Origin of the sequence: Streptomyces sp. MH60 (assembly GCF_002939385.1) — a bacterium.
In the GTDB taxonomy this organism is placed as follows: Bacteria; Actinomycetota; Actinomycetes; order Streptomycetales; family Streptomycetaceae; genus Streptomyces.
Genome location: NZ_MULI01000097.1, coordinates 1 through 24,306, shown reverse-complemented (window position 1 = coordinate 24,306; position 24,306 = coordinate 1). Strand labels below are relative to the sequence as shown.

General features: G+C 71.1%; 23 protein-coding genes. 13 read left to right on the top strand and 10 right to left on the bottom strand.

Annotated features, from left to right (window positions below; translation table 11 throughout):
- The first annotated feature begins 401 nt into the window (after nt 1–401).
- From dnaK to BZZ08_RS34325, 6 genes are all read left to right on the top strand, one after another.
- On the top strand, nt 402–2,258 hold the full coding sequence (dnaK, locus tag BZZ08_RS34350; protein WP_104636110.1) for a molecular chaperone DnaK: 1,857 nt from the start codon (nt 402–404) through the stop codon (nt 2,256–2,258).
- A complete protein-coding gene (grpE, locus tag BZZ08_RS34345; protein WP_104636109.1) occupies nt 2,255–2,932 on the top strand; it encodes a nucleotide exchange factor GrpE in 678 nt (225 codons plus the stop codon). Before dnaK ends, grpE begins: the two co-directional genes overlap by 4 nt.
- A 42-nt stretch (nt 2,933–2,974) precedes the next feature.
- Entirely contained in the window at nt 2,975–4,168 is a 1,194-nt protein-coding gene (gene dnaJ / locus BZZ08_RS34340) for a molecular chaperone DnaJ (protein ID WP_104636108.1), read from the top strand.
- A 5-nt stretch (nt 4,169–4,173) separates the two neighbouring features.
- Complete coding sequence (locus BZZ08_RS34335; RefSeq protein ID WP_104636107.1) at nt 4,174–4,629, top strand: heat shock protein transcriptional repressor HspR; 456 nt, start codon at nt 4,174–4,176, stop codon at nt 4,627–4,629.
- Between the two features lie 192 nt (nt 4,630–4,821).
- Complete coding sequence (locus BZZ08_RS34330; RefSeq protein ID WP_104636106.1) at nt 4,822–5,940, top strand: substrate-binding domain-containing protein; 1,119 nt, start codon at nt 4,822–4,824, stop codon at nt 5,938–5,940.
- Nucleotides 5,941–6,090: 150 nt separating this feature from the next.
- Nucleotides 6,091–7,128 carry a helix-turn-helix transcriptional regulator gene (locus BZZ08_RS34325; RefSeq protein ID WP_104636105.1) on the top strand — a complete coding sequence of 346 codons (1,038 nt, stop codon included), beginning with the start codon at nt 6,091–6,093 and terminating at the stop codon, nt 7,126–7,128.
- Between the two features lie 191 nt (nt 7,129–7,319).
- Here the strand turns inward: BZZ08_RS34325 and BZZ08_RS34320 are convergent, their stop codons facing one another.
- The 9 genes from BZZ08_RS34320 to BZZ08_RS34280 form a co-directional block, all read right to left on the bottom strand.
- Nucleotides 7,320–8,588: a beta-ketoacyl-[acyl-carrier-protein] synthase family protein gene (locus tag BZZ08_RS34320; protein WP_104636104.1), complete on the bottom strand. Its 1,269-nt coding sequence runs from the start codon at nt 8,586–8,588 to the stop codon at nt 7,320–7,322.
- Complete coding sequence (locus tag BZZ08_RS34315) at nt 8,585–8,842, bottom strand: acyl carrier protein (RefSeq protein ID WP_104636103.1); 258 nt, start codon at nt 8,840–8,842, stop codon at nt 8,585–8,587. The genes BZZ08_RS34320 and BZZ08_RS34315 overlap by 4 nt, the downstream gene beginning before the upstream one ends.
- Nucleotides 8,843–8,930: 88 nt before the next feature.
- A complete protein-coding gene (locus BZZ08_RS34310) occupies nt 8,931–10,049 on the bottom strand; it encodes a 2-oxo acid dehydrogenase subunit E2 (RefSeq protein WP_104636102.1) in 1,119 nt (372 codons plus the stop codon).
- Nucleotides 10,046–11,059 (bottom strand): alpha-ketoacid dehydrogenase subunit beta, encoded by a 1,014-nt coding sequence (locus BZZ08_RS34305; RefSeq protein WP_104636101.1) that lies wholly within the window; start codon nt 11,057–11,059, stop codon nt 10,046–10,048. The genes BZZ08_RS34310 and BZZ08_RS34305 overlap by 4 nt, the downstream gene beginning before the upstream one ends.
- Nucleotides 11,056–12,027 carry a thiamine pyrophosphate-dependent dehydrogenase E1 component subunit alpha gene (locus BZZ08_RS34300; RefSeq protein WP_104636100.1) on the bottom strand — a complete coding sequence of 324 codons (972 nt, stop codon included), beginning with the start codon at nt 12,025–12,027 and terminating at the stop codon, nt 11,056–11,058. The genes BZZ08_RS34305 and BZZ08_RS34300 overlap by 4 nt, the downstream gene beginning before the upstream one ends.
- A gap of 10 nt (nt 12,028–12,037) precedes the next feature.
- A complete protein-coding gene (locus BZZ08_RS34295; RefSeq protein ID WP_104636099.1) occupies nt 12,038–13,000 on the bottom strand; it encodes a ketoacyl-ACP synthase III in 963 nt (320 codons plus the stop codon).
- Nucleotides 13,000–13,272: an acyl carrier protein gene (locus BZZ08_RS34290; protein ID WP_104636098.1), complete on the bottom strand. Its 273-nt coding sequence runs from the start codon at nt 13,270–13,272 to the stop codon at nt 13,000–13,002. The genes BZZ08_RS34295 and BZZ08_RS34290 overlap by 1 nt, the downstream gene beginning before the upstream one ends.
- Before the next feature lie 71 nt (nt 13,273–13,343).
- Nucleotides 13,344–14,462: a thioester reductase domain-containing protein gene (locus BZZ08_RS34285; protein ID WP_104636097.1), complete on the bottom strand. Its 1,119-nt coding sequence runs from the start codon at nt 14,460–14,462 to the stop codon at nt 13,344–13,346.
- Nucleotides 14,463–14,727: 265 nt separating this feature from the next.
- Nucleotides 14,728–15,699: a helix-turn-helix transcriptional regulator gene (locus tag BZZ08_RS34280; RefSeq protein WP_241965638.1), complete on the bottom strand. Its 972-nt coding sequence runs from the start codon at nt 15,697–15,699 to the stop codon at nt 14,728–14,730.
- A gap of 170 nt (nt 15,700–15,869) precedes the next feature.
- Here BZZ08_RS34280 and BZZ08_RS34275 point away from each other — a divergent pair, with 170 nt between their 5' ends.
- From BZZ08_RS34275 to BZZ08_RS34260, 4 genes are all read left to right on the top strand, one after another.
- Nucleotides 15,870–16,070: a hypothetical protein gene (locus BZZ08_RS34275; protein ID WP_104636095.1), complete on the top strand. Its 201-nt coding sequence runs from the start codon at nt 15,870–15,872 to the stop codon at nt 16,068–16,070.
- A 3-nt stretch (nt 16,071–16,073) separates the two neighbouring features.
- Nucleotides 16,074–16,409 carry a hypothetical protein gene (locus BZZ08_RS34270; RefSeq protein WP_003975277.1) on the top strand — a complete coding sequence of 112 codons (336 nt, stop codon included), beginning with the start codon at nt 16,074–16,076 and terminating at the stop codon, nt 16,407–16,409.
- A 320-nt stretch (nt 16,410–16,729) separates the two neighbouring features.
- On the top strand, nt 16,730–19,327 hold the full coding sequence (gene clpB, locus BZZ08_RS34265) for an ATP-dependent chaperone ClpB (protein WP_104636094.1): 2,598 nt from the start codon (nt 16,730–16,732) through the stop codon (nt 19,325–19,327).
- Between the two features lie 174 nt (nt 19,328–19,501).
- Nucleotides 19,502–20,038, top strand: a complete 537-nt coding sequence (locus BZZ08_RS34260) for a YbjN domain-containing protein (protein ID WP_104636093.1) — start codon at nt 19,502–19,504, stop codon at nt 20,036–20,038.
- 76 nt (nt 20,039–20,114) lie between these two features.
- Here BZZ08_RS34260 and BZZ08_RS34255 read toward each other — a convergent pair whose 3' ends face one another.
- Nucleotides 20,115–21,323 (bottom strand): pyridoxal phosphate-dependent aminotransferase, encoded by a 1,209-nt coding sequence (locus BZZ08_RS34255; protein WP_104636111.1) that lies wholly within the window; start codon nt 21,321–21,323, stop codon nt 20,115–20,117.
- A gap of 194 nt (nt 21,324–21,517) precedes the next feature.
- Between BZZ08_RS34255 and BZZ08_RS34250 the strand changes: the two genes are divergently transcribed.
- From BZZ08_RS34250 to BZZ08_RS34240, 3 genes are all read left to right on the top strand, one after another.
- Nucleotides 21,518–21,820 (top strand): hypothetical protein, encoded by a 303-nt coding sequence (locus BZZ08_RS34250; RefSeq protein ID WP_104636092.1) that lies wholly within the window; start codon nt 21,518–21,520, stop codon nt 21,818–21,820.
- Nucleotides 21,821–22,218: 398 nt separating this feature from the next.
- The gene (locus BZZ08_RS34245) at nt 22,219–22,755 is read left to right on the top strand and encodes a DUF2617 family protein (RefSeq protein WP_198601865.1); all 537 of its coding nucleotides are present in this window, start codon (nt 22,219–22,221) and stop codon (nt 22,753–22,755) included.
- Between the two features lie 97 nt (nt 22,756–22,852).
- A partial coding sequence (locus tag BZZ08_RS34240) for a polyamine aminopropyltransferase (RefSeq protein ID WP_104636090.1) occupies nt 22,853–24,306 on the top strand: 1,454 nt, incomplete at its 3' end.

Here is a 24,306-nt window from a genome sequence, read left to right as displayed (position 1 = left end):
CCCGCGGTGCTGTGGGTGGCGGGCGGAACGGCCGCCGGGGTGCTGGGGCTGCTGCGGGTACGGGTGTACGGGCCGCCGCGGCTCCCGCGCGGCTCGGCGGCGAGGGCGCCGGTCCGGCGGGGAGCGGTGGCGAGGACGTCGGCCCGGTCGGCCCGGCGGTCGGGCGCCGGGGTGTCCCAGTTGCCTCCCGGGGCAACCGGAGTCCCGGGCGGTGAGTCCTTCCCGGGGGTGATTTTTCCGGTTCGTCAGGCCACGAGCGCTGAGAACGTGCAGGTCAGGGCGCCGTTGCGTGTAAGGAACGGATAAGAGTTGAGCCTGCCCGACTCACCTCTGTTGACCCATCGCCGGGCGTCGTGCACACTTGAGCCTGTTCCACTCAAGTCAGCTGGAGGTTATTCACCATGGCACGTGCGGTCGGCATCGACCTGGGCACGACTAACTCCGTCGTCAGCGTTCTGGAGGGCGGCGAGCCCACCGTCATCACCAACGCCGAGGGCGCCAGGACCACGCCGTCCGTCGTCGCCTTCGCCAAGAACGGTGAGGTGCTCGTCGGCGAGGTGGCCAAGCGCCAGGCGGTCACGAACGTCGACAGGACCATCCGCTCGGTCAAGCGCCACATGGGCACCGACTGGAAGGTCAACCTGGACGGCAAGGACTTCAACCCGCAGCAGATCAGCGCCTTCGTGCTGCAGAAGCTGAAGCGGGACGCCGAGTCCTACCTGGGCGAGAAGGTGACCGACGCGGTCATCACCGTCCCGGCGTACTTCAACGACGCCGAGCGCCAGGCCACCAAGGAGGCCGGTGAGATCGCGGGCCTCAACGTCCTGCGCATCGTCAACGAGCCCACCGCCGCCGCGCTGGCGTACGGCCTGGACAAGGACGAGCAGGTCATCCTGGTCTTCGACCTCGGTGGCGGCACGTTCGACGTCTCGCTGCTGGAGATCGGCGACGGTGTCGTCGAGGTGAAGGCCACCAACGGTGACAACAACCTCGGTGGTGACGACTGGGACCAGCGCGTCGTCGACTACCTGGTCAAGCAGTTCCAGTCCGGCCACGGCGTGGACCTGGCCAAGGACAAGATGGCGCTGCAGCGTCTGCGCGAGGCGGCCGAGAAGGCCAAGATCGAGCTGTCCTCGTCCACCGAGACCACGATCAACCTCCCCTACATCACGGCGTCCGCCGAGGGCCCGCTGCACCTGGACGAGAAGCTCACCCGCGCCCAGTTCCAGCAGCTGACCTCCGACCTGCTGGAGCGCTGCAAGACGCCGTTCCACAACGTCATCAAGGACGCCGGCATCCAGCTGTCCGAGATCGACCACGTCGTTCTCGTCGGTGGCTCCACCCGTATGCCCGCCGTCGCCGAGCTGGTCAAGGAGCTGACCGGCGGCAAGGACGCCAACAAGGGCGTCAACCCGGACGAGGTCGTCGCCATCGGCGCCGCCCTGCAGGCCGGTGTCCTCAAGGGCGAGGTCAAGGACGTCCTGCTGCTCGACGTCACCCCGCTGTCCCTCGGCATCGAGACCAAGGGCGGCATCATGACCAAGCTGATCGAGCGGAACACGACGATCCCGACCAAGCGCTCGGAGATCTTCACCACCGCCGAGGACAACCAGCCCTCCGTGCAGATCCAGGTCTACCAGGGCGAGCGCGAGATCGCGGCGTACAACAAGAAGCTCGGGATGTTCGAGCTGACCGGTCTGCCGCCGGCGCCCCGCGGCGTCCCGCAGATCGAGGTCGCCTTCGACATCGACGCCAACGGCATCATGCACGTGACCGCGAAGGACCTGGGCACGGGCAAGGAGCAGAAGATGACCGTCACCGGCGGCTCCTCGCTGCCGAAGGACGAGGTCGACCGGATGCGCCAGGAGGCCGAGAAGTACGCGGAGGAGGACCACGCCCGCCGCGAGGCCGCCGAGTCCCGCAACCAGGGCGAGCAGCTCGTCTACCAGACGGAGAAGTTCCTCAAGGACAACGAGGACAAGGTCCCCGGCGAGGTGAAGACCGAGGTCGAGGCCGCCGTCGCCGAGCTGAAGGAGAAGCTCAAGGGCGAGGACACCGCCGAGATCCGCACCGCCACCGAGAAGGTCGCCGCCGTCTCGCAGAAGCTGGGCCAGGCCATGTACGCCGACGCCCAGGCCGCGCAGGCCGCCGGCGGTGAGGCCCCGGGTGCCGACGCCGGTGCCGAGGGCAAGGGTGCCGACGACGACGTCGTCGACGCCGAGATCGTGGACGACGAGCGCAAGGACGGTGCCGCGTGACGGAGGAGACCCCGGGTTTCGACGAGAAGCCCGACGTCCCCTCCGGCGCCACCCCTGACGACGCCGAGCCGCAGGCCGCCTCCGAAGAGGGGGCGGCCCCGGCCGGGGACGCGAGCGAGAACGCGGGCCTGGTGGCCCAGCTGGACCAGGTGCGCACCGCGCTGAACGAGCGCACGGCGGACCTCCAGCGCCTCCAGGCCGAGTACCAGAACTACCGCCGCCGGGTGGAGCGGGACCGCGTCGCGGTCAAGGAGGTCGCCATCGCGAACCTCCTGTCCGAGCTGCTTCCCGTGCTCGACGACGTCGGGCGCGCCCGGGAGCACGGCGAACTGGTCGGCGGCTTCAAGTCCGTCGCGGAGTCGCTGGAGACCACGGTCGCCAAGCTGGGCCTCCAGCAGTTCGGCAAGGAGGGCGAGCCCTTCGACCCGACGATCCACGAGGCCCTGATGCACTCCTACGCGCCGGACGTCACCGAGACGACGTGCGTGGCGATCCTGCAGCCCGGGTACCGGATCGGCGAACGCACCATCCGCCCCGCGCGGGTGGCGGTCGCCGAGCCGCAGCCGGGCGCCCAGACGGTCAAGCCGGCCGAGGCCGGCTCCGAGGGGCAGGACGCCTCCGACGCGGAGGACAACGCCGGGACCAAGGAGAGCGGTGGCCCGGACGAGGGCTGAGCTTGAAGTGACGAGGAAGCCGAGGAAGGAGGGACGTCGGGGATGAGCACGAAGGACTTCATCGAGAAGGACTACTACAAGGTTCTCGGCGTCCCCAAGGACGCCACCGAGGCCGAGATCAAGAAGGCGTACCGGAAGCTCGCCCGCGAGAACCACCCGGACGCCAACAAGGGGAACGTCAGGGCGGAGGAGCGCTTCAAGGAGATCTCCGAGGCCAACGACATCCTCGGCGACCCCAAGAAGCGCAAGGAGTACGACGAGGCCCGCGCCCTCTTCGGCAACGGAGGCTTCCGTCCGGGGCCGGGCGCGGGCGGCGGCGGCACCTTCAACTTCGACCTGGGCGACCTCTTCGGAGGCGGCGCCCAGGGCGGGGGCCAGGGTGCCGGCGGCTTCGGCGGCGGTCTCGGCGACGTCTTCGGGGGCCTGTTCAACCGCACGGGCGGCGGACCCGGCACCGGCACGCGCACGCAGCCGCGGCGCGGGCAGGACATCGAGTCCGAGGTCACCCTGAGCTTCACCGAGGCCATCGAGGGCGCGACCGTGCCGCTCAGGATGTCCTCGCAGGCGCCCTGCAAGGCCTGTTCCGGCACCGGCGACAAGAACGGCACGCCGCGCGTGTGCCCGACCTGCGTCGGCACCGGCCAGGTCGCCCGGGGCTCGGGCGGCGGCTTCTCGCTCACCGACCCGTGCCCGGACTGCAAGGGCCGCGGTCTGATCGCCGAGGACCCCTGCGACGTCTGCAAGGGCTCCGGACGCGCCAAGTCCTCGCGGACGATGCAGGTCCGTATCCCCGCCGGGGTGTCGGACGGGCAGCGCATCCGGCTGCGCGGCAAGGGCACGCCGGGCGAGCGGGGCGGTCCGGCGGGCGACCTGTACGTGGTCGTGCACGTCAAGGAACACCCCGTCTTCGGCCGCCGGGGCGACAACCTCACCGTCACCGTCCCGGTCACCTACGCCGAGGCGGCCCTCGGCGGCGAGGTCCGGGTCCCGACCCTGGGCGGTCCGCCCGTCACGCTGAAGCTGCCGGCGGGCACGCCCAACGGCCGCACCATGCGGGCCCGGGGCAAGGGCGCGGTCCGCAAGGACGGCACCCGCGGCGACCTTCTGGTCACCGTGGAGGTGAGTGTTCCGAAGGATCTGACGGGGAAGGCTCGTGACGCGCTTCAGGCGTATCGCGAGGCGACCGCGGACGAGGATCCGCGGGCGGAGTTGTTCCAGGCCGCGAAGGGAGCTTGACGGGAATGGACGGTCGGCGACGCAACCCGTACGAACTGACCGAGGACACCCCGGTGTACGTCATCTCGGTGGCGGCCCAGCTCTCCGGCCTGCACCCGCAGACCCTGCGTCAGTACGACCGCCTCGGCCTGGTCTCCCCGGACCGCACGCCCGGCCGGGGCCGGCGCTACTCGGCCCGCGACATCGAACTGCTCCGACAGGTCCAGCAGTTGTCGCAGGACGAGGGCATCAACCTGGCCGGAATCAAGCGCATCATCGAACTGGAGAACCAGGTCGCCGAGCTCCAGGCCCGCGCGGCCGAGCTGGCCGCCGCCCTCGACGGCGCGGCCACGGCGATGCGCCAGCGCGAGGCCGCGGTGCACGCGTCGTACCGCCGTGACCTGGTTCCCTACCAAGAGGTACAGCAGACCAGCGCCCTGGTGGTCTGGCGGCCCAAGCGCCACGGCCAGGCCTCGGACTGACAGGCGGCACAAGGGAAACGGCACCGGCAGCCCCGGAGGACGCACTCGTCCTCCGGGGCTTGTTCACAACGGTGCTGTCTCATTGGTCTAGTACTTCTTGACGATTTGGTGAAGACAGCGTTGGCTTCCTTCACCTGGGTCACCTGGGTCCCTCGGTACCAACTACACCCGTGTGTCGGAAGGTCTAGCGCAGTGAGCAGCCGTGCCCGTCGAACCGCCATATCCGTGGCCGCGTCCCTGATGACCTTCTCGCTGGCCTCCTGCGGCGTGCTGGGCGCGTCGGAGAGCGGTGGCGACGCGAGCCCGACCAAGGGCAACGACCTCCTGGTCGGGTTGCTGCTCCCGGAGAAGGAGAACACGCGCTACGAGCAGTTCGACTACCCCTTCTTCAAGAAGAAGATCGGCGAACTCACCCGGGACGAGGGCATCGTCAAGTACGCCAACGCCGAGGCCAGCGCCACCAAGCAGGCCGATCAGATGCGGCAGATGATCGAGGACAAGGTCGACGTGATCGTGCTGGACGCGGTCGACTCGCACGGCATCGGCGACGCCGTGCAGAAGGCCAAGGACGCCGGCATCCCCGTCATCGCCTACGACCGGCTGGCCGAGGGTCCGATCGACGCCTACATCTCCTTCGACAATGAGCTGGTCGGCGAGGTCCAGGGCCGCTCCCTCATCGAGGCGCTCGGCGGCGACCCGTCCAGCTCCGACAAGATCGTCATGATGAACGGCTCGTCCACCGACCCGAACGCCAAGCAGTTCAAGGCGGGCGCGCTGTCCGAGCTGAACGGCAAGGTGACGATCGCCCAGTCCTTCGACACCAAGGACTGGAAGCCGGAGAACGCCGAGGCGAACATGACCGAGGCGATCGAGAAGATCGGCAAGAGCAAGATCGCGGGCGTTTACTCCGCCAACGACGGCATGGCGGGCGGCATCATCAAGGCCCTGGAGGACGCGGGCGTCACCGACCTGCCGCCGATCACCGGCCAGGACGCGGAGCTGGCGGCGGTGCAGCGGATCGTCACCGGCGAGCAGTACATGAGCGTGTACAAGTCCTACCCGCAGGAGGCCGAGAACGCCGCGGAGATGGCCGTGGCGCGGGTCCAGGGCCGGGACATCCAGTTCGACGCGCTCGCCCGCGACAAGGTCGACAGCCCCACCCACAAGGGCGTCCCCGCCCAGCTCGTCCCCGTCGTCGCCCTCACCAAGGCGAACATCGAGGAGACGGTCGTCGCGGACGACTTCTACAAGGTCACCGACATCTGCACCGCCAAGTACGCGGACGCGTGCGGGGAACTCGGCCTGAAGTAGCCCTCGTGTCTTCCGGGTTCCACCGTCGGGTCATTCCGGTCGCAATCGGCTCTTTTCGTTCCCCGTGCGGGGCGGAGCCGTGTTGCGGAGCCGGACCGGGCCGCGCATAGTTGCGCTGCGGAAGAGCCGGAACCGGGGGTGGGATGGGCGATGGCCGGGCACGGGGCTCAGGAACACCCGCACGGGGCCGACCGGCTGTGCGCGGCCGGGGACCGCGTGTACTCCCGGGCCGTCCGGCGCGGGAGGGTGCCGCGCCAGGACGCCGAGCCGGTCCCCTGCCTCCTCGAACTGGCCCTGCTGCACCCCGACCCCGACGACATGGACTGGCTGGTGCCGACCTCCCCGCAGGAGGTCATGACCCGGCTGCTGCGCGGCGTCCACGACGAGGTCAGCGCCAGCCAGCGGCGGGTGGGTTCGGCCGTGGAGGCCTTCGAGTGGTACGCGGGCCTCGGCAGGCTGCTCCAGACCCCGGCCGGCACGGAGAGCACGGCGATCCGGGTCCTCGACGGCCTGTCCCGCATCCAGGCCGCGATGGACGAGGCGACGCAGGCCTGTACGACGGAGGTGCTCACCGTCCAGCCCGGTGGCATCCGGCGCGAGCACGAGCTGTCCGAGGGGCTGCACCGGGCGCTGGCGCTGCGCGGGCGCGGGGTGCGGATGCGGGACCTGTACACGCACGTGGCCCGGCACGGGCAGGGCCTGCTCAACTACCTCGAACTCATGGGTGACGCGGTGGAGGCCCGCACCCTGGACGAGGTCATCGACCGCCTCATCCTCTTCGACCGCACGGTCGCCTTCATCCCCGCCAACACCGACCGCACGATGGCCCTGGAGCTGCGCCACCCCGCCCTGATCGCCTACCTGGTCACGGTCTTCGAACGCCTGTGGCGCCTGGCCATCCCCCTGACCGCGCCCCTTCCCGACACCGGCATCGAGGGCATCTCCCACCGCGAGCAGTCCATCGCGGCACTCCTCGCCGAGGGTCACCAGGACGCGGTGATCGCGGAGCGCCTCGGCATCAGCGTCCGCACGGCCCGCGCGCACATCGCCCGCCTCTCGGAGACCCTGGGCGCGGCCAGCCGCACCCAGTTGGGCGTCCGCATAGCCCAGGCCGGCCTGGACGGCGCCCCGCGCGGCGCCCCGGCCCCCGTCGTCCTGCCCGGCCGGGAATCCCCGACTGCCCGATGAGACACCCGAGCCGAGCCCGGCTCCCGCCGCCGAGGGCCGCGGCGAACTCGGGATGTGGACGCGCGCGGTGCGGACGTCCATCAACCCGAGTGACCGGCGGAGACGGCGGGCTGAGTGCCGGGCCCGCAGCGGGATCGGCGGCGGCCGGCGGAGAGGTCGTCCGGATGGCCGCTGCCGCCGCCCGGAGATGCTCACGGTGAAGGAGCGGCGGGCTCCCGGGCCGGTTCGGTGGGACAGCTTCTGAAGGCGAGTACGGCGTTGTGGCCGCCGAAGCCGAAGGAATGGCTGAGGGCGAGGTCGACGGGCTGCGCCCGGCTGGTGCCGGTGACGGCGTTGATCTCGGCGTCTCCTTCCTGTTTTTCGAGGTTGGCCACGGGAGGCACCCGGCCGTGGGCCACGGACAGGGCGGTGATCGCCGCTTCGACCGCTCCGGCCGCGCCCAGCAGGTGGCCGAGGGTGCCCTTGACCGAGGTCACGGAGGGCCGGTGAGGGAAGAGGCGGCGGATCAGACGGGCCTCGGCGGCGTCGTTGAGCGGCGTGCTGGTGCCGTGCGCGTTGATGTGCTGCACGTCCGCGGGGCGGGCGCCGGCGTCGTCGAGGGCCCGCCGCACGGCGAGGGCGGCCCCCTTGCCCTCGGGGTCGGGTGCCACGGGGTGATGGGCGTCGGACGATGCCCCGTAGCCCGCCAGCAGGGCGTAGCCGGGGCGTCCGCGGGCCCTGGCCGCACGTGCCGGCTCCAGGACCAGGGCCGCACCGCCCTCCGCCATGACGAAGCCGTCCCGGGCGGTGTCGAAGGGCCGGGAGGCGGCCCGCGGGTCGTCACCGCGCCGGGACAGCGCGCCCATCCGGTCGAAGCCGGTGACCCAGAGGGGCTGTACCACCGCGTCGGAGGCGCCCGCGACGGCGATGTCGCAGGCCCCGGAGCGCAGGAGTTGCAGGGCGGTGCCGATGGCGGTGGCGCCGGAGGCGCAGGCGGTGACCGTGCACAGCGCCGGACCCCGGGCCCGCAGGTGGATGGTGAGCTGTCCGGTGGCCATGTTGGGCAGGAACATCGGCAGCAGCAGCGGTGAGACGCGTGCCGTGCCCAGATCGAGCAGTTTGCGGTGCTGTTCCAGCATGGTGCCGGTGCCGCCGGCCGAGCTGCCGAAGACCACCGCGACGCGGTCCGCGTCCCAGTCGGCCGGGTCCAGACCGGCGTCGGAGACCGCTTCCAGGGCGGCGTAGAGGGCGAACTGGGTGAAGCGGTCGTACTGCCAGGGGCGTGAGCCGGGGACGTGACCGCGGGGGGAGAAGTCCGGTACGAGGCAGGCGAAGTCGACCGGGAGACCCTTGAGCTCGGGGACGTGCCGGGCGGTGGGGCGGCCCGCGCACACGCCGTCCCAGGTGGCCTCGCGTCCGGTGCCGGCCGGAGTGACCAGGCCGATCCCGGTGACGGCGACGTCGGGACGGGTGCCGGTCACGGCTTGACGGCCTCGGCGATGAGGTCGGCCACCCCGGCCAGGGTGAGGTCCGGGTCGGCCTCGGCGTCCTGTACTTCGATGCCGAGTTCCTCGGTGAGTACGACGAAGAGCTCCACCACGGCCAGCGAGTCGAGGTCCAGCTGCTCGAAGGTCGCGGTGGGGACGATGGCCTCGGGGGGCACTTCGAACTTGTTGCCGAGAACCGAGGCGAGCAGGGCGTAGGCGCGGCTGTGGGGTGTGGTGTCGGTGGTCATGTCAGGGGTGTCCTTTCCGGTCCGACGGGCGGTACCCCGGGGGTGGTGGGGTTCCGTGTGGTGGGGTTCCGTGGTGGCGGGTCGGCGGTCAGCCGAGCGCGGCCGGTGACTCCAGTTCTGCCTTGACGTCCTTGAGCAGGGCCATCGCGTCCCTGCCGTTGACCACCCGGTGGTCGTAGACCAGGCCGAGGTGGACGAATCGATGGGTGCGAGGAGTGCCCCGCGCGTCCAGGAGCACCTGGTCCTCGACGGCGCCGATGGAGATCACGCAGGTCTGGCCGGGAAAGACGATGGGGGTGGCCAGGACCATGCCCTCGGTGGTGTGCGGGGCGACCATGATGTTGGCCCCGGCGAGTTCGGCGGCCTGGAACGTGCCCCGGAACGCCTTGCTCCTGAAGCCGGTCAGCAGGTCGGCGATCCGGTCGCCGCTCAGCTCGGCGGCGTCGTGCACCACCGGGGTGTACAGACCTCGGCCCGCGTCCATGGTGACGCCCACATGGGCCCGTTCGCTCTCGCGTACCGCGCCGTCGTCGGTGAGCGCGGCGAACATCAGGGGGTGTGCCGCGTGCCGGCGCGCCACCGCCTTGATCAGCAGGACGGGCAGGGAGACGAAGCTGCCGGTGCGCTCGGACAGCTGCCGGGCCAGTTCCTCCGCCTGTCCGACGTCGACCTTGGCGTAGGCGGCCGCGGCCGGAACGGTCCGCATCGACTCGGTCACCACCGCCCCCACCGTCCGCTGCCGCTTGGACAGCCGGCGCTCGGGGGAGGCGGGCGCCGACGCGGCCCGCCGCACCAGGGCCTCGACATCGGCGGTACGGATGACCGTGCGCCCGAGACCGCGCAGCTCGGCCTCGGACACGCCGTGGCGGTCGGCGAGCGCACGGGCCGCGTTGGTGATGCTCAGCTCCGCGCCGGGGGGTGCGGATGCCGCCGCCGGGGTGGCGGCCGACGCCCGGTAGGAGTCGCGCTCCTCGGCCGACTCGAAGAGGTAGGCGATGGTCTGCCCCGGCCGGCAGTCCTGGCCGCCGCCGACGAGGACGTGCAGGATTCCGGGGCCGGTGCTCTCGATCTCCTCGCTGGCCTTGGAGGTCTCCACGACCGCCAGCGGTTCCTCGCCCTCGATGCTGCTGCCGTCGGGGACGAGCCACTCGACCAGGGTGTAGCTGGAGTCGTTGGTGTTGAGCGTGGGCAGCTCGACGCCGATCACTTCGTCGCCTCCATGATCGCGCGGTGGATGGTGGACGGCTGGAGCAGCACGCCGTGCTCCAGGTGCGCCGCGGTCGGTACGATGCTCGGCTCGGCGCTCAGCGGCAGTACCGGGCGGGCCAGCCGGCTCCACAGCTGCTCGTGGAGTTGCTGTGCGAGCAGCTCGCCCCAGGTCCCGTCGGCCGTGGAGTCCTCCAGGACACAGATGCGGTCGGCACGGGACAGCACCGGGAGCAGCGCCTTGCTGTCGAAGGGGTAGAGCTGGGAGGGCACCAGCAGTTCACACGTGATCTCCTCTTCGAGGAGCAGGGTGCGCAGGGCGGTGACGGCCCGTTCGGTGAGCCCGCCCGGGGCCAGGACGATCCAGTCGGGGGGCCCGCAGTCCGGCGCGAACACCCGGGCGGTCTCGCTGGGATCGGCCAGCACCTCGTAGCGGAAGAGGTCGTCCACGACCCCCGCCCGGTACATGGCGCGGGTGTAGAGCACCTTGTCCTCGAAGAGCACCCCGGGCTCCTCGCGGTCGAGCATCGCGGTCAGTACGCGCTGGTTGTCGTGGAACGGGGAGACTTCCCGCAGGTGCAGCGAGGGAATGCCGAGGAAGTGCTTCTGCAGGCTCTGGCTGTGCGTCGGGCCGTACCCCCGGTTGCCGCCGGTGGGGCAGCGGACGACCATGCTCATCGGAACCCTGCGGCCGTACATCGACACGGACTTGGCGGCGAAGTTCAGCAGCGGGTCGAAGGCCAGCGCGGCGAAGTCCGAGAACATCATCTCGACCACGGACCGGTTGCCGGCCAGCGCCAGGCCCGCGCCCACGCCGGCGATGCCGCCTTCGCTCAGCGGTGAGGAGAGCACCCGGTCCGGGAAGCGGTCGGACAGCCCCCGGGTCACCTTGAACGCCCCGCCGTAGGGGTCGGCGACGTCCTCGCCGATCAGATACGTGCCGGGGTGGGCGCCGAGGAGGTGGTGCAGTGCGCTGTTGAGGTTCTCGGCCACGCGCTGGCGCCTGGTCATCGGGCCTCCCATCGGGACGCCGGACGCGCGCCGACCTCTCGTACGACGGCGGCGACGGCCTCCGCCTGTGCCTGGTCGGCGGCGGCGAACTGCGCGGGGTGGTCCTGTCGGTAGCGGCGGTACCAGTCGTGCCGGGCCGCTCGCTCACGGACCTCGGCCGCGCGGGTGTCGTCCCCCTTGCTGTGCGGGCCCACGCGGTGGGTGACGCACTCGACCACGTACGGCCGGTGCCGGTCGCGGACCTGCTCGACCACGGGGGTGAGGGCGGCGCGTACATCGGTGACGTCCACGGAGTCGATCCGCAGGTGGCCGACGCCGAAGGCCGCCGCCCGGGCCGCGACGGTGCCGGACATCTGCCGCTCGGTCGGTGTCGACTGGGCGATCCCGTTGTGCTCCACCACGACGAGCACCGGGACCTGCCACAGCTGCGCCATGTTGAGCGCCTCGTACACGGCGCCCTCGCCCCAGGTGCCGTCGCCGATGTGGACCACCGCGATCCGGCCCGGCTCGGCCCGCTTCAGGTGCAGGCCGACTCCCACGGCGACGGGCAGGCTCTGCCCCTGTACGCCGGTCGACAGGTAGCGGTCGCGGTAGATGTGCTGGCTGCCGCCCACGCCGTGGCAGACGGCACCGGCCCGTCCCATGATCTCCGCGAGCAGACCGTGCGGGTCGTGGAAGCGGGCCAGGTAGTGGCCGTGCCCGCGGTGGTTGCTGAAGACATAGTCGCCGTCGTCCAGCAGCGGGTAGAGCGCGACGGGGATGTACTCCTGGCCGAGGCAGGTGTGCGTGGTGCCGTGCAGCCGGCCCTGGGAGAACAGCTCAAGGACGGCCAGTTCGAAGTGGCGGATCATCAGCAGGGAGCCGAGATCGGCGTCGGACAGACGGGACAGGGGACGGGCCACGGCACCGGCTTCGGGTGCGCCGACGGCCCTGAGGTCGACCGCGGGGGACGCGGACGTGACGTTCATGAGGTGCTCCTTACGGAAGTTCGACCACCTGGGCGCACCAGGTCAGCCCGGCGCCGAAGCCCAGCAGCAGCGCCTTGTCGCCGGGCCGTACGGTGGCCGAGGCGAGCAGCGACTCCAGAGCCAGCGGGATGGACGCCGAGCTGGTGTTGCCGTCGGTGACGATGCTGCGGGCGATCGCCACGTGCTCGGGCGGGCGCAGTCGGCGCACCATCGCGTCGATCAGCCGCCCGTTGCACTGGTGCGGCACGAAGGCGCCGATGTCGTCCCAGCTGAGCCCGGCCGCGCCGAGTGCCTCCTGGGCCACTTGCGGCATGTGCGAACCGAACCAGCGGACCACCCGGGTGCCGTCCATGTGCATGTACGGGCGGGCGGCACCGGGTTTGCGCGGGGCGCTGGTCATCCAGGGCTCACCGGGGCCGTGGGTGCCCCACACCGCCGGTCCGATCCCGGGGTGCTCGGCGGCGCTGACCACCGCGGCCCCGGCGGCGTCGCCGAAGACCATGACGGTCGCGCAGTCGTCGGGGTCGGTGATGTCGCTCAGCCGCTCGGCGGCGACGACCAGGATCTGACGCGCCTGCTGTGCGGCGATGAGTCCGGAGGCCAGGGTCAGCCCGTAACCGAACCCGGCGCACCCGCCGTTGACGTCGAACCCGCCGGCCCGGCCGGCTCCGATGCGGTGGGTGAGACTGGCGGCCCGGCACGATGCCTGGCCGACGCTGCTGGCGGAGGAGAACAGGACACAGTCCAGGTCCTGGGCGAGCACGCCCGCTTGGGCCAGGGCCTTGTCCGCCGCCTGCGCGGCCATCTCGACGAAGGTGTCGTCGGGGTCGGCCTTCAGCCTGGTCCGGATCCCGGTGATCTGCTCGATATAGCCGTCCTCGTGACCGAACCTGGTGTCGAGTTCGGCGCTGGTGAGCAGGCCACCGGGGCGGTAGGCGCCGATGCCGGTCAGCCGCCCCGCGCCCCGGGCCATCAGCGGGCTCCGTCCGCCGCGGCAACGGCTGCCTGGCCGTTCACGTAGTCGAGGGTCCGCCGGACGGTGCGCAGGTCGTGCACCGCCTCGTCCGGGATGGGGACGCCGTAGCGCTCCTGGATCCGCTCGGCCAGTTCGATGACGGCCATCGAGTCGAACCCCAACGAGGTGAAGGGTGCGTCGGCCGACTGCTCCGAGAGCGCCCGGGCCGCTTCGGCGCCGGCGATCTCGGCCACCATCGCCGCCAGGTCTTCCAGGGTGAAAGGGGACATGCGGAAACTCCAGCTGATGAGATGCGGGGAGGGGTGACGGGAGGGGGCGGGAGGAGAGGACCGCGGGTGGGTCACTGGGCGGGCAGCACGGCGTCGCGGCCCAGGAAGGCGAGCATCCTGCGGAAGTAGTCGGAGTCGAGCACGGGCGGGGCGCGGTGCGCGGACGCCGCCGTGGGACCGGCGGTGTCCTGCCCCGGGGCCGGGATCATCTGCCGGAGGGTCTCGCCGGCCAGCCGCAGGGTGCTGCGGGGGACCTCGTCGCCCAGGTCGCGGAGCCGCTCCAGCCAGGTGTCGAACGGAACGAGCGGAAGGTCGACACCCGCGTCCGCCAAGCCCTGGAAGTACGACCGGAAGGGCAGCGGCTCGGGATCGATCACGTGGAACACCTGTCCTCGGGCACGCCGGCTCAGGGACAGGTCGACGATGGCGCGGCTGGTGAAGTCGACCGTGCCCACCGGCAGGAGACCGGGGTGGTCGGGGGCGCAGCCGGCGCGGATGCTCGCCGTCGTCAGGTGGACGAACCAGTCCGACGTCCCCACCAGGCCGGTGCGCGAGTCCGCCAGGATCACACCGGGCCGGTGCACCATCGTGGGCGATCCGCGGTCCGCGGCCTGCGCGACCAACTGCTCGGCGACCCATTTGGTGGCGCAGTAACCGGAGACACCGGTCCCGGCGTCTCGGGCCGCCGGGACAACCCCCATCGTCGAGATGTAATGCACGGGAATTCGGCGGGTCCGGGTCGCCAGTCTCAGGATTTCCAGGGTCCCCGAAACATTGCAGCCGCGCAGGATCGGGTAACTCGCCAGAAGATTGACCCAAGCACCGCAGTGGTAAATGACGTCGATGCCGCGCGAGAGGTCCGAGAACTCCTCGTCGGTCAAGCCGAACCGCGGCTTCGCCAGGCTGCCGGGCACGACGTCGATCCGGGACATGTGGTGCTCCGGCACCTCCCGGGCGCTCAACTGACCGGCGAGCCGCTCCCGGGCCTGAGCGGTCGACTCCGCTCTCACCAGGCAACGGATTCGAGCGTCGGTGGCATCCAGCAGGTCGGCGAGCAGGAAACCGCCGAGGAACCCCGTGGCTCCCGTCAGCAGGATCCCCTCGGGCGGCCCTTCGGGAACATCCGTCAGAGACGACGCATCGATTTCCGCCGGAAGTCGCAAATCGTCGGTGATCGGAAAACTGGCCATACCAACACCGCATTTCAGCACAGGCGATATTCGGTCCTGTCCTGAACACTCCCCGCACCTCACGAGGTTTACTACGGAAATCTTCCACCAGTGGGTGCGCAGGGCGCATTCACGATGCCGAAAGCACGGCGCACACGGCGCACTGAATTACTGTTGCGAAAATCCCACAAGTGCACTGTCGCGGCAGTCGTAGCCCTTGACTGGTGAGTCGTCGCTGCTGGCCGGCGTGATCACGTTCCCGTCGCGGGTTCGCGCGGCTCTCTCGTCACGAGCCGGCTCCGTCGGTGACGCGGGGGTCCCCTTCTTCCAGGATCCCGGACTGGGCTATGAGGAAGCCGAGCTGGGCGCGGCTGCCGCTGCCGAGGGCTTGCGCCAGCTTGGCTATGTGCGCCCGGCAGGTGCGTACGTTCATGCCCAGGCGGCGGGCGATGGCCTCGTCCACGTGCCCTTCGACGAGCAGCTTGGCGATCGAGTGCTGGATCGCCGTAATGCCGTCGGGTGCGGTTTCGTAGGGGGCCCCCGCGCTCAGCGGCACCGCGCGGGACCACATGAACTCGAAGACCTTGATCAGGTACCGGACGAGCCCCGGGTGACGCAGTTCCAGAGCCACCTGCCGATCGTCGCGCGTGGGGATGAAGGCGACCGACTCGTCGCAGATGATGAGGCGCTCCACCAACTCGTCGATCGTTCGGTACTCGACCTTGCCGTCGGAGAACTGGGACACGTACCCCAGCGTTTCCGGGCTGTACCGTGCCGTGTGCTGGTAGAGGGTCCTGATGCGCACCCCGCGTTCGAGCAACGGCCTGTCGCGCTCCAGCCCCTGCAGCAGCGTGTGTTCCAGGCGGCGACTGCTCGGCTGGACCGTGAGCATCTCCGACCGGCACTCGGCCGTGGCCAGATCGAGTGCCGCGTTGATGCGGTCCAGCCCTTCGAGGACCGAGATCGAGTGAGTGTTGGTGGTGGCGTGGGCGCCGAGGGCGAGGAAGGGTTCGAAGGCGTCGGCCAGTTCGATCGACGCGCGCCGGCGTTCGGCGATGTCGCGCTCGATCGAGTTGAGCCGCTGAGCGAGCGCGACCGACGGAGGTACGGGGCGCAACCAGTTCGCGTCGTCCGGATCGGGGTGCAGAAGGGCGAATTCGATCAGGCACGGCACGGCTTCGGCTTCCTGCCGAGCCACCCGCCCGATGCGCAGAGCGGCCGAGTAGAGACGGCTGCCCTCCTCGCACAGTTCGGACATCGCATGGGGATGTGGCGCTTTAGTCCGATTCGTTGTCAAATCTACACCCCCCAGGGTCCTGAACGTGCAGGAACATGATGCACCGATTGTGTGGCCATGACGTGCCCGAATGAGCCATCGTCTTATCCGACGGGGGAAGAGGGGACCTTCAAGTGAGGACGAAGCCGATTATGCGCAACAAATTGCTTCGCTCGGTGCTTGCTGCCGCCTTCTCCGCCGTCGTGGCCGTCGGTGCGCTGACCGGTCTTTCCGGCGCGAAGGTGGAGACGCGGGCGGACAGCACCTGGGGAATGGCTGCCACCACGGTGGCTTCGACCGTGACGAGTGCGGCACCCACTCCTCTCGGTGAAGACGACAGCACTTGGGGCTGACTGATGACGACTCCACCCGACGACCGCTCCTTCCGGCGGGAAATGGCCACCGCCTACCGATCCGGCTGGCACTTCATCGACCTGGTCACCGCGATCCCGCATGCCGGTGACTCCCTGATGGTGACCGTCTTCGGTGAGCCGGTCGTCGTCACGCTGGACGAGGACGGCGACGTGCGGGCGTACCGGTGTCTGCGGCGGCCTCGGGGGGCGCCGCAGCCTGTGCGGTGTGCCATCCGCTACGGAATGATCTTTGTGAACCTGGACCAGCGGGACCACCGGCTCGAGCAGCCGGAGATCCCCGAAGTGAGGACCATCTCGGCCACCCCCCGCAGTGCCTGACGCGATTCCCCCGTCGTAACAAATCGCTCAGGTGCTTCCCCCCGGCAGCGGCGTCACCGTGACCTGAACACGGTGACGCCGCTGTCGCATGTGCGGACATCTCGCCCTGTCCGACGGTCTCGTGTGTGGCCGAAAAGTCTCTCGTGCGGCGCGGTCCGCTCCCCTTGAGGACCCCGTGCGACCACCCTGGTGTCCCCGACGGGGACACGTGTCCCGACCCCCTTGAGTGGAATAGACTCAACTTTGTGTACGTTGGATGAGTCAGCACTGGGAGACAAGGCCGGACCGCCGACGGCCGACGCGAGGAGGAGAGCCAGAACGTGGACGCCGAGCTGACCAACCGGAGCCGGGACGCGATCAACGCGGCCAGCAACCGGGCCGTGACCGAGGGAAACGCCGACCTCACCCCCGCCCACCTGCTGCTGGCCCTGCTCCAGGGGCAGGACAACGAGAACATCACCGACCTGCTCGCCGCCGTCGAGGCCGACCTGGCCGCCGTGCGCTCCGGCACCGAGCGCATCGTCGCCGGGCTGCCCAGCGTGACCGGGTCCACCGTCGCACCCCCGCAGCCCAGCCGTGAGATGCTCGCCGTGGTCGCCGACGCCCAGGCCCGCGCCAAGGAACTCGGGGACGAGTACCTCTCCACCGAGCACCTGCTCCTCGGCATCGCCGCGAAAGGCGGCGCGGCCGGTGAGGTACTGGAGGGGCAGGGAGCCAGTGCGAAGAAGCTGCAGGAGGCCTTCCGCAAGGCGAGGGGAGGGCGCCGGGTGACCACGCCCGACCCCGAGGGCCAGTACAAGGCCCTGGAGAAGTTCGGCACCGATCTCACCGCCGCGGCCCGGGACGGGAAGCTCGACCCCGTCATCGGGCGCGACCAGGAGATCCGGCGGGTGGTCCAGGTGCTCAGCCGGCGGACCAAGAACAACCCCGTCCTCATCGGCGAGCCCGGCGTCGGCAAGACCGCCGTCGTCGAGGGGCTGGCCCAGCGGATCGTCAAGGGGGACGTGCCCGAGTCGCTGAAGGACAAGCGGCTGGTGGCGCTGGACCTCGGCGCCATGGTCGCCGGGGCCAAGTACCGCGGTGAGTTCGAGGAGCGGCTGAAGACCGTCCTCGCCGAGATCAAGGACTCCGACGGGCAGGTCGTCACCTTCATCGACGAGCTGCACACCGTCGTCGGCGCCGGCGCCGGCGGGGACTCCGCCATGGACGCCGGGAACATGCTCAAGCCCATGCTGGCGCGCGGCGAGCTGCGCATGGTGGGCGCCACCACCCTCGACGAGTACCGGGAGCGGATCGAGAAGGACCCCGCCCTGGAACGGCGCTTCCAGCAGGTGCTGGTCGCCGAACCGACCGTCGAGGACTCCATCGCCATCCTGCGCGGCCTCAAGGGCCGCTACGAGGCCCACCACAAGGTGCAGATCGCCGACAGCGCGCTGGTGGCCGCCGCCGGCCTCTCCGACCGGTACATCACCTCCCGCTTCCTGCCCGACAAGGCCATCGACCTCGTCGACGAGGCCGCCTCCCGGCTGCGCATGGAGATCGACTCCTCGCCCGTCGAGATCGACGAGCTCCAGCGCGCCGTCGACCGGCTGAAGATGGAGGAGCTGGCGATCGGCAAGGAGACCGACGCCGCCTCCCTGGAACGCCTGGAGCGGCTGCGGCGCGACCTCGCCGACAAGGAGGAGGAGCTGCGCGGCCTCAACGCCCGGTGGGAGAAGGAGAAGCAGTCCCTCAACCGGGTCGGCGAGCTGAAGGAGAAGCTCGACGAACTGCGCGGGCAGGCGGAGAGGGCCCAGCGCGACGGTGACTTCGACACCGCAAGCAAGCTGCTGTACGGCGAGATCCCGACCCTGGAGCGCGACCTGGAGGCCGCCTCCGAGGCCGAGGAGGAGGTCGCCAGGGACACCATGGTCAAGGAGGAGGTCGGCGCCGACGACATCGCGGACGTCGTCGCCTCCTGGACCGGCATCCCCGCGGGCCGCCTCCTGGAGGGCGAGACGCAGAAGCTGCTGCGCATGGAGGACGAGCTGGGCAGGCGGCTCATCGGGCAGACCGAGGCCGTACGGGCCGTCTCCGACGCCGTACGGCGCAGCCGGGCCGGAATCGCCGACCCGGACCGCCCGACCGGTTCGTTCCTCTTCCTCGGCCCCACCGGCGTCGGCAAGACCGAGCTGGCCAAGGCGCTCGCCGACTTCCTCTTCGACGACGAGCGGGCCATGGTCCGCATCGACATGAGCGAGTACAGCGAGAAGCACAGCGTCGCCAGGCTCGTGGGCGCCCCGCCCGGATACGTGGGGTACGAGGAGGGCGGCCAGCTCACCGAGGCCGTGCGGCGGCGGCCGTACACCGTCGTGCTGCTCGACGAGGTGGAGAAGGCGCACCCCGAGGTCTTCGACATCCTGCTCCAGGTGCTGGACGACGGGCGCCTCACCGACGGGCAGGGCCGCACCGTCGACTTCCGCAACACCATCCTGGTGCTCACCTCCAACCTGGGCAGCCAGTACCTGGTCGACCCGCTGACCGGGGAGGCGGAGAAGAAGCAGCAGGTCCTGGAGGTGGTCCGGTCCTCCTTCAAGCCGGAGTTCCTCAACCGGCTCGACGACCTGGTGGTCTTCTCGGCGCTGAGCAAGGAGGAGCTGAGCCGGATCGCGCGGCTCCAGATCAACGGCCTGGCCCGGCGGCTCGCCGAGCGCCGCCTCACCCTGGAGGTCACCGACGACGCCCTGGCCTGGCTCGCCGACGAGGGCATGGATCCGGCCTACGGCGCCCGCCCGCTGCGCCGCCTCGTGCAGACCGCGATCGGCGACCGGCTCGCCCGGGAGATCCTCTCCGGCGAGATCAAGGACGGCGACACGGTCCGCGTGGACCGCTTCGACGACGACCTGATCGTGGGACCGGCGAGCGGCAAGACGCTGTAGCGGACACCGCCCGCCCCGGGCCCCGGCGACCCGTCCCTCGGGTTGCCGGGGCCCCGAGCGGGTACCCGACTGGCCGGATCGAGTCAGCCGAGGGCTGACAGGCCCCCGACGGGCTTGCCACGCCCCTCCCCGCATGGGGGAGGATGGCCGGATCCGTACGAAGGGAAATTCACGGTGAGCATCGACCCGTCCTCGATTCCGAACTTCGGGGGCAAGCAGCCCGAGCCGCAGCCCCAAGGACCGGCGGGCCCCGTCGTCCCGGATCAGGATCTTGTGAAGCAGCTCCTCGAACAGATGGAGCTGAAGTACGTCGTCGACGACGAGGGCGACCTCGCGGCGCCGTGGGAGCAGTTCCGTACGTACTTCATGTTCCGCGGCGAGGGTGACCAGCAGGTCTTCTCGGTGCGGACGTTCTACGACCGGCCCCACCAGATCGACGAGAAGCCGCAGCTGCTCGAGTCGGTGGACGACTGGAACCGTCGCACCCTGTGGCCGAAGGTGTACTCCCACACCCACGACGACGGCACGGTCCGCCTGATCGGCGAGGCGCAGATGCTGATCGGCATGGGCGTCAGCCTGGAGCACTTCGTCTCCTCGACGGTCAGCTGGGTGCGGGCCGCCATCGAGTTCGACCGGTGGCTCGTGGAGCAGCTCGGCCTGGAGCAGGACGTCAACGAGGCGGAGAAGCCGACCGACGAGGACGGCGAGTAGTCCGCCCCCGCGGCACACAGGAGAGAGCCCGGCGCCCGCGGCAGCGTGCGCCGGGCTCTCTCCTTCCCCGGGTGGCTCACCTAGCCGCCTTGAGCCGCCGCACCGCCTCCTCCAGCACCGAGGCCCGCTTGCAGAACGCGAACCGCACGAAGGGGGCGCCCGCCTCCCGGTGGTCGTAGAAGACCGCGTTCGGGACGGCGACGACGCCCGCGCGCTCGGGCAGGGAGCGGCAGAAGGCGAAGCCGTCGCTCTCGCCGAGCGGGCGGATGTCGGTGGTGACGAAGTACGTCCCGGCGGGCCGGTACACGCCGAAGCCCGCCTCGGCCAGCCCCGCCGCCAGCAGGTCCCGCTTGGCCCGCATGTCCTCCCGGTAGGCGGCGAAGTACGACTCCGGCAGCGCGAGCGCCTCGGCGACCGCGTACTGGAAGGGCCCCGAGGCCACGTACGTCAGGTACTGCTTGGCCGAGCGGACCGCCGTGAGCAGGGCGGGCGCGGCGGTGACCCAGCCGACCTTCCAGCCGGTGAACGAGAACGTCTTGCCGGCCGATCCGATGGTCACCGTGCGCTCCCGCATCCCCGGGAAGGACGCCAGGGGGAGGTGCTCGGCCGTGTCGAAGACCAGGTGCTCGTAGACCTCGTCGGTCACCACCAGCAGGTCCCGCTCCACCGCCAGCTCGGCGATCGCCGTCAGCTCCCGGCGGCTCAGGACCGTGCCGGTCGGGTTGTGCGGGGTGTTCAGCAGCAGGAGCCGGGTGCGGTCGGTGACCGCGTCGCGCAGCTCGTCCAGGTCCAGTCGGAAGGACCGCTGCCCGCCTTCCCGGCCCTCCCCGTGCGGGCGCAGCGTCACGGGCACGCGCGTGCCGCCCGCCATCGCGATGCAGGCCGCGTACGAGTCGTAGTACGGCTCCAGCGCGACGACCTCGTCGCCGGGCTCCAGCAGCGCCAGCAGGGCCGCCGCGATGGCCTCCGTGGCGCCGGCGGTGACCAGGACCTCGGTGTCGGGGTCGTAGGACAGGCCGTAGCGGCGCAGCTGGTGGCCGGCGACGGCGGCGCGCAGCTCGGGGACGCCGGGGCCCGGCGGGTACTGGTTGCCGCGCCCGTCGCGCAGCGCCCGTACGGCGGCCTCGCGGATCTCCTCGGGGCCGTCGGTGTCGGGGAAGCCCTGACCGAGGTTGATCGCCCCGGTCCGCACCGCCAGGGCGGACATCTCGGCGAAGATCGTCGTCCCGAACTCCGCGAGCCGGCGGTTCAGGAGGGGGCGGGCGCTGGAGCTCATCGAGGTCATGCCGGTCATCCTGCGCCGAAGCTCTGGACTTCCTCAACTCTGCTTTGGGGCGCGGCGGCGAGGGGCATCTCCCGTTCACGCCGGTGAGCTCCACGGCGTGCACCACAGTCCATCGATACGCAGCGAGGCGTCCGACGGGGGATTGCTTCGGGGGACTTCCGGGCCCGGCCCGGAACGGAAGGGAGGGTGGAGCCATGGTCACAGGCATCATCCTGTTCGTGCTCGCGGCCCTGCTGATCAGGGTTTTCGTGAAGGGCCGGCGCACCTCCGGTGCCGTACGGACCGGGAGCGGCAGGGGGTCGCGCCGGAGCGGCGGCGGGGGCGACAGCGGCGGCGGCAACAGCTGGTGGGCCGGTGACGGGGGCGGCTCGTCCTCGGACGGACACCACTCGGGCAACTCCTGCGGTGGCAGCAACTCCTGCGGTGGCGGCTCGTCCTGCGGAGGCGGGTCGTCCTGCGGGGGAGGGGGCGGCGGCGGATGCGGCGGAGGCAGCTGACACGGGGCAGCTGAGCTCCGGCCAGGGGGAACCGCATCCCCGCCACGGGGCCCGTTCCTGGGACCGGGCCCCACGCCCCACCCAGAGCGCCCGCCGGGGCACACTCCCGGTGGGCGCTCCCACGCCCCGGCGCACTCCGTGCGGGCGGGGTGTGCGCCCTGGTTGAACAGTTGAGCTGGGGAGCCCCCTGAGGGATGGAAACGCCACGAAGTTGGGTAAAAACGCTGTGGCGGCGCCATCGTTCATGATTCGCTCTCCCTCATCAACGCAGCTCCTCGGACGACCTGTTGACCCCCCTCCTGACCGGCCGACTGGGCTGAGCGGGCCGCATCCCCGGCAGTGCCACGGATGCGCAGGCCCCACACCTTCCTCTCCTTGTGTGCTTGCGGAGCCGATCCATGCTCACGACCCTGAACACCGCCTACACCGACACCCGCGCCGCCGACCTGGCCTGGGCCCTGGGGCGCGAGCCCCTGCCCGCGCTCGCCTGTCTCGACATCGAACTGACCGACGCCCGGTTGCAGTTGCGCCTGCTCGGCGCCTCCCACCAAGTCCTGCTCGAGGAGGAGCGGGGCAGCTGCTCGGAGACGGTGGCGTGCATCCCCGGCAGCAGCACCCCCCTTCCGCTGGGCGTCGCCAAGCGGGTGGGCGACTGGGAGTACGAGTTCGCCGCCCGCGTCGAGGTGCTGACGCCGGGCTCCTTCGCCGGTCGCGCCCAGGAGCTGCTGGCCCTGGTCTCCGACCACCCGCACGGCCTGGTCGGCGTCTTCCCCGGCAGCCCGCACGCCTTCACCGCGCTGCTGGCCCAGCGCCACGAGGGGCAGGTGCACTGGCGGACCTGGCACGCCTACCCGCAGGACGGCCAGTTGGTGGCCACCCGTACCCGGGTGGGCGTGCGGGTGCCGACGGCCCGGCGCAACCCGTCCGCCGTGTGAACACATGGGGCCGAATAAACCTGTGGTGTGCGACAAGCCCTGAGTTTCACACGTGTGGGTGACGAAGCGCAGTGCTGCAGTGACGTAACGTCACTCCGTGATCGAACAGCACGCGCCCGCCCCGTCCGGCTCCCCGCCGTCCTGGGGCGGGCCCCGCGGCCCGGAAGCGCCCGCGCGGCTGCCCGTACGGCCCGCCATCGGACGGTTCCTGGTGCTGGCGGGGGTCTTCGTGTGCGCGGCCTGCGGGCTCGTGTACGAACTCGAACTCGTCGCGCTCGCCTCGTACCTGATCGGCGACTCGGTCACCCAGGCGTCCGTCGTCCTGTCCGTCATGGTCTTCGCCATGGGCATCGGCTCGCTCGCCGCCAAACGGCTGCGCGGCCTCGCGGCGGCCGGCTTCGCCGCGCTCGAGGCCACCCTCGCCCTCGTCGGCGGCTCCAGCGCGATGCTCCTGTACGCCGTCTTCGCCTGGACCGGCGACTGGGGCGGCCTGTGGGCCGACGGCCCGCGCGTCCTGCTGGTCGCCTTCTCCCTCGCCATCGGTGTGCTGATCGGCGCCGAGGTGCCGCTGCTCATGGAGCTGATCCAGCGGGTGCGCCGGCAGGACCCCGGCGGTGCCGTCGCCGACCTGTTCGCCGCGGACTACGTCGGCGCCCTCGTCGGGGGCCTCGCCTTCCCGTTCGTCCTGCTGCCCTTCCTCGGCCAGCTCACCGGCGCCCTGCTCACCGGCACCGTCAACGCGGTCGTCGGCGCCGCCCTGGTCCTCGGCCTGTTCCGGCGCGACCTGACCCGCCGGGCCCGCTGGCTGCTGCTGACCGCCAACGCGCTGGTCCTCGTCCTGCTCGCCACCGCGACCGTCCTCGCCGACGACTTCGAACGCGCCGCCCGGCACGCCGTGTACGGCCAGGACGTCCGGGTGGCCGTACGGACCGACGTGCAGGAGGTCGTCCTCACCGGCGACGCCGACGGCCGGCCGCTCGACCTGTTCCTGGACGGGCGGCTGCGGGTGCGCGCCGGCGACGAACGGCGCTACCACGAGGCGCTGGTGCACCCCGCCATGAACGGCCCCCACGCGCGCGTGCTGGTCCTCGGCGGCGGCGACGGCCTCGCCGCCCGGGAGGTGCTGCGCCACCCCGGCGTACGCCGCGTCGACATCGTCGAACTCGACCCCGGGCTCGCCCGGCTGGCCCGGCACGACCCCGGACTGTCCACCCTCAACGAACACGCCTACGGCGACGCGCGCGTCCGCGTCACCACCGGGGACGCCTTCCACCGGCTGCGCTCGACGCCCTCCGCGACGTACGACGTGGTGATCTCGGACCTGCCCGACCCGGGCATCACGGCCAGTACGAAGCTGTACTCCCAGGAGTTCTACGGCCTGCTGCGGCGGGTGCTCGCGCCCGACGGGCGGCTGGCGGTCCACGCGGGCCCGGTCGCCGCGCGCCCCCGGGCCTTCTGGACGGTGGACGCCACCCTGCGCGCGGCCGGCCTGCCGGCCGTCGCCTACCGCGTCGACGCCCGCGATCCAGGCGCCGCACCCGGACCCGACCG

Coding starts and splice junctions, on each gene's coding strand:
- dnaK (WP_104636110.1), top strand. CDS start 402: ATGGCACGTGCGGTCGGCATCGACCTGGGCACGACTAACTCCGTCGTC.
- dnaJ (WP_104636108.1), top strand. CDS start 2,975: ATGAGCACGAAGGACTTCATCGAGAAGGACTACTACAAGGTTCTCGGC.
- BZZ08_RS34335 (WP_104636107.1), top strand. CDS start 4,174: ATGGACGGTCGGCGACGCAACCCGTACGAACTGACCGAGGACACCCCG.
- BZZ08_RS34325 (WP_104636105.1), top strand. CDS start 6,091: ATGGCCGGGCACGGGGCTCAGGAACACCCGCACGGGGCCGACCGGCTG.
- BZZ08_RS34315 (WP_104636103.1), bottom strand. CDS start 8,842: ATGACCACCGACACCACACCCCACAGCCGCGCCTACGCCCTGCTCGCC.
- BZZ08_RS34305 (WP_104636101.1), bottom strand. CDS start 11,059: ATGACCAGGCGCCAGCGCGTGGCCGAGAACCTCAACAGCGCACTGCAC.
- BZZ08_RS34300 (WP_104636100.1), bottom strand. CDS start 12,027: ATGAACGTCACGTCCGCGTCCCCCGCGGTCGACCTCAGGGCCGTCGGC.
- BZZ08_RS34295 (WP_104636099.1), bottom strand. CDS start 13,000: ATGGCCCGGGGCGCGGGGCGGCTGACCGGCATCGGCGCCTACCGCCCC.
- BZZ08_RS34290 (WP_104636098.1), bottom strand. CDS start 13,272: ATGTCCCCTTTCACCCTGGAAGACCTGGCGGCGATGGTGGCCGAGATC.
- BZZ08_RS34285 (WP_104636097.1), bottom strand. CDS start 14,462: ATGGCCAGTTTTCCGATCACCGACGATTTGCGACTTCCGGCGGAAATC.
- BZZ08_RS34280 (WP_241965638.1), bottom strand. CDS start 15,699: ATGTCCGAACTGTGCGAGGAGGGCAGCCGTCTCTACTCGGCCGCTCTG.
- BZZ08_RS34275 (WP_104636095.1), top strand. CDS start 15,870: ATGCGCAACAAATTGCTTCGCTCGGTGCTTGCTGCCGCCTTCTCCGCC.
- BZZ08_RS34270 (WP_003975277.1), top strand. CDS start 16,074: ATGACGACTCCACCCGACGACCGCTCCTTCCGGCGGGAAATGGCCACC.
- BZZ08_RS34255 (WP_104636111.1), bottom strand. CDS start 21,323: ATGACCTCGATGAGCTCCAGCGCCCGCCCCCTCCTGAACCGCCGGCTC.
- BZZ08_RS34250 (WP_104636092.1), top strand. CDS start 21,518: ATGGTCACAGGCATCATCCTGTTCGTGCTCGCGGCCCTGCTGATCAGG.
- BZZ08_RS34245 (WP_198601865.1), top strand. CDS start 22,219: ATGCTCACGACCCTGAACACCGCCTACACCGACACCCGCGCCGCCGAC.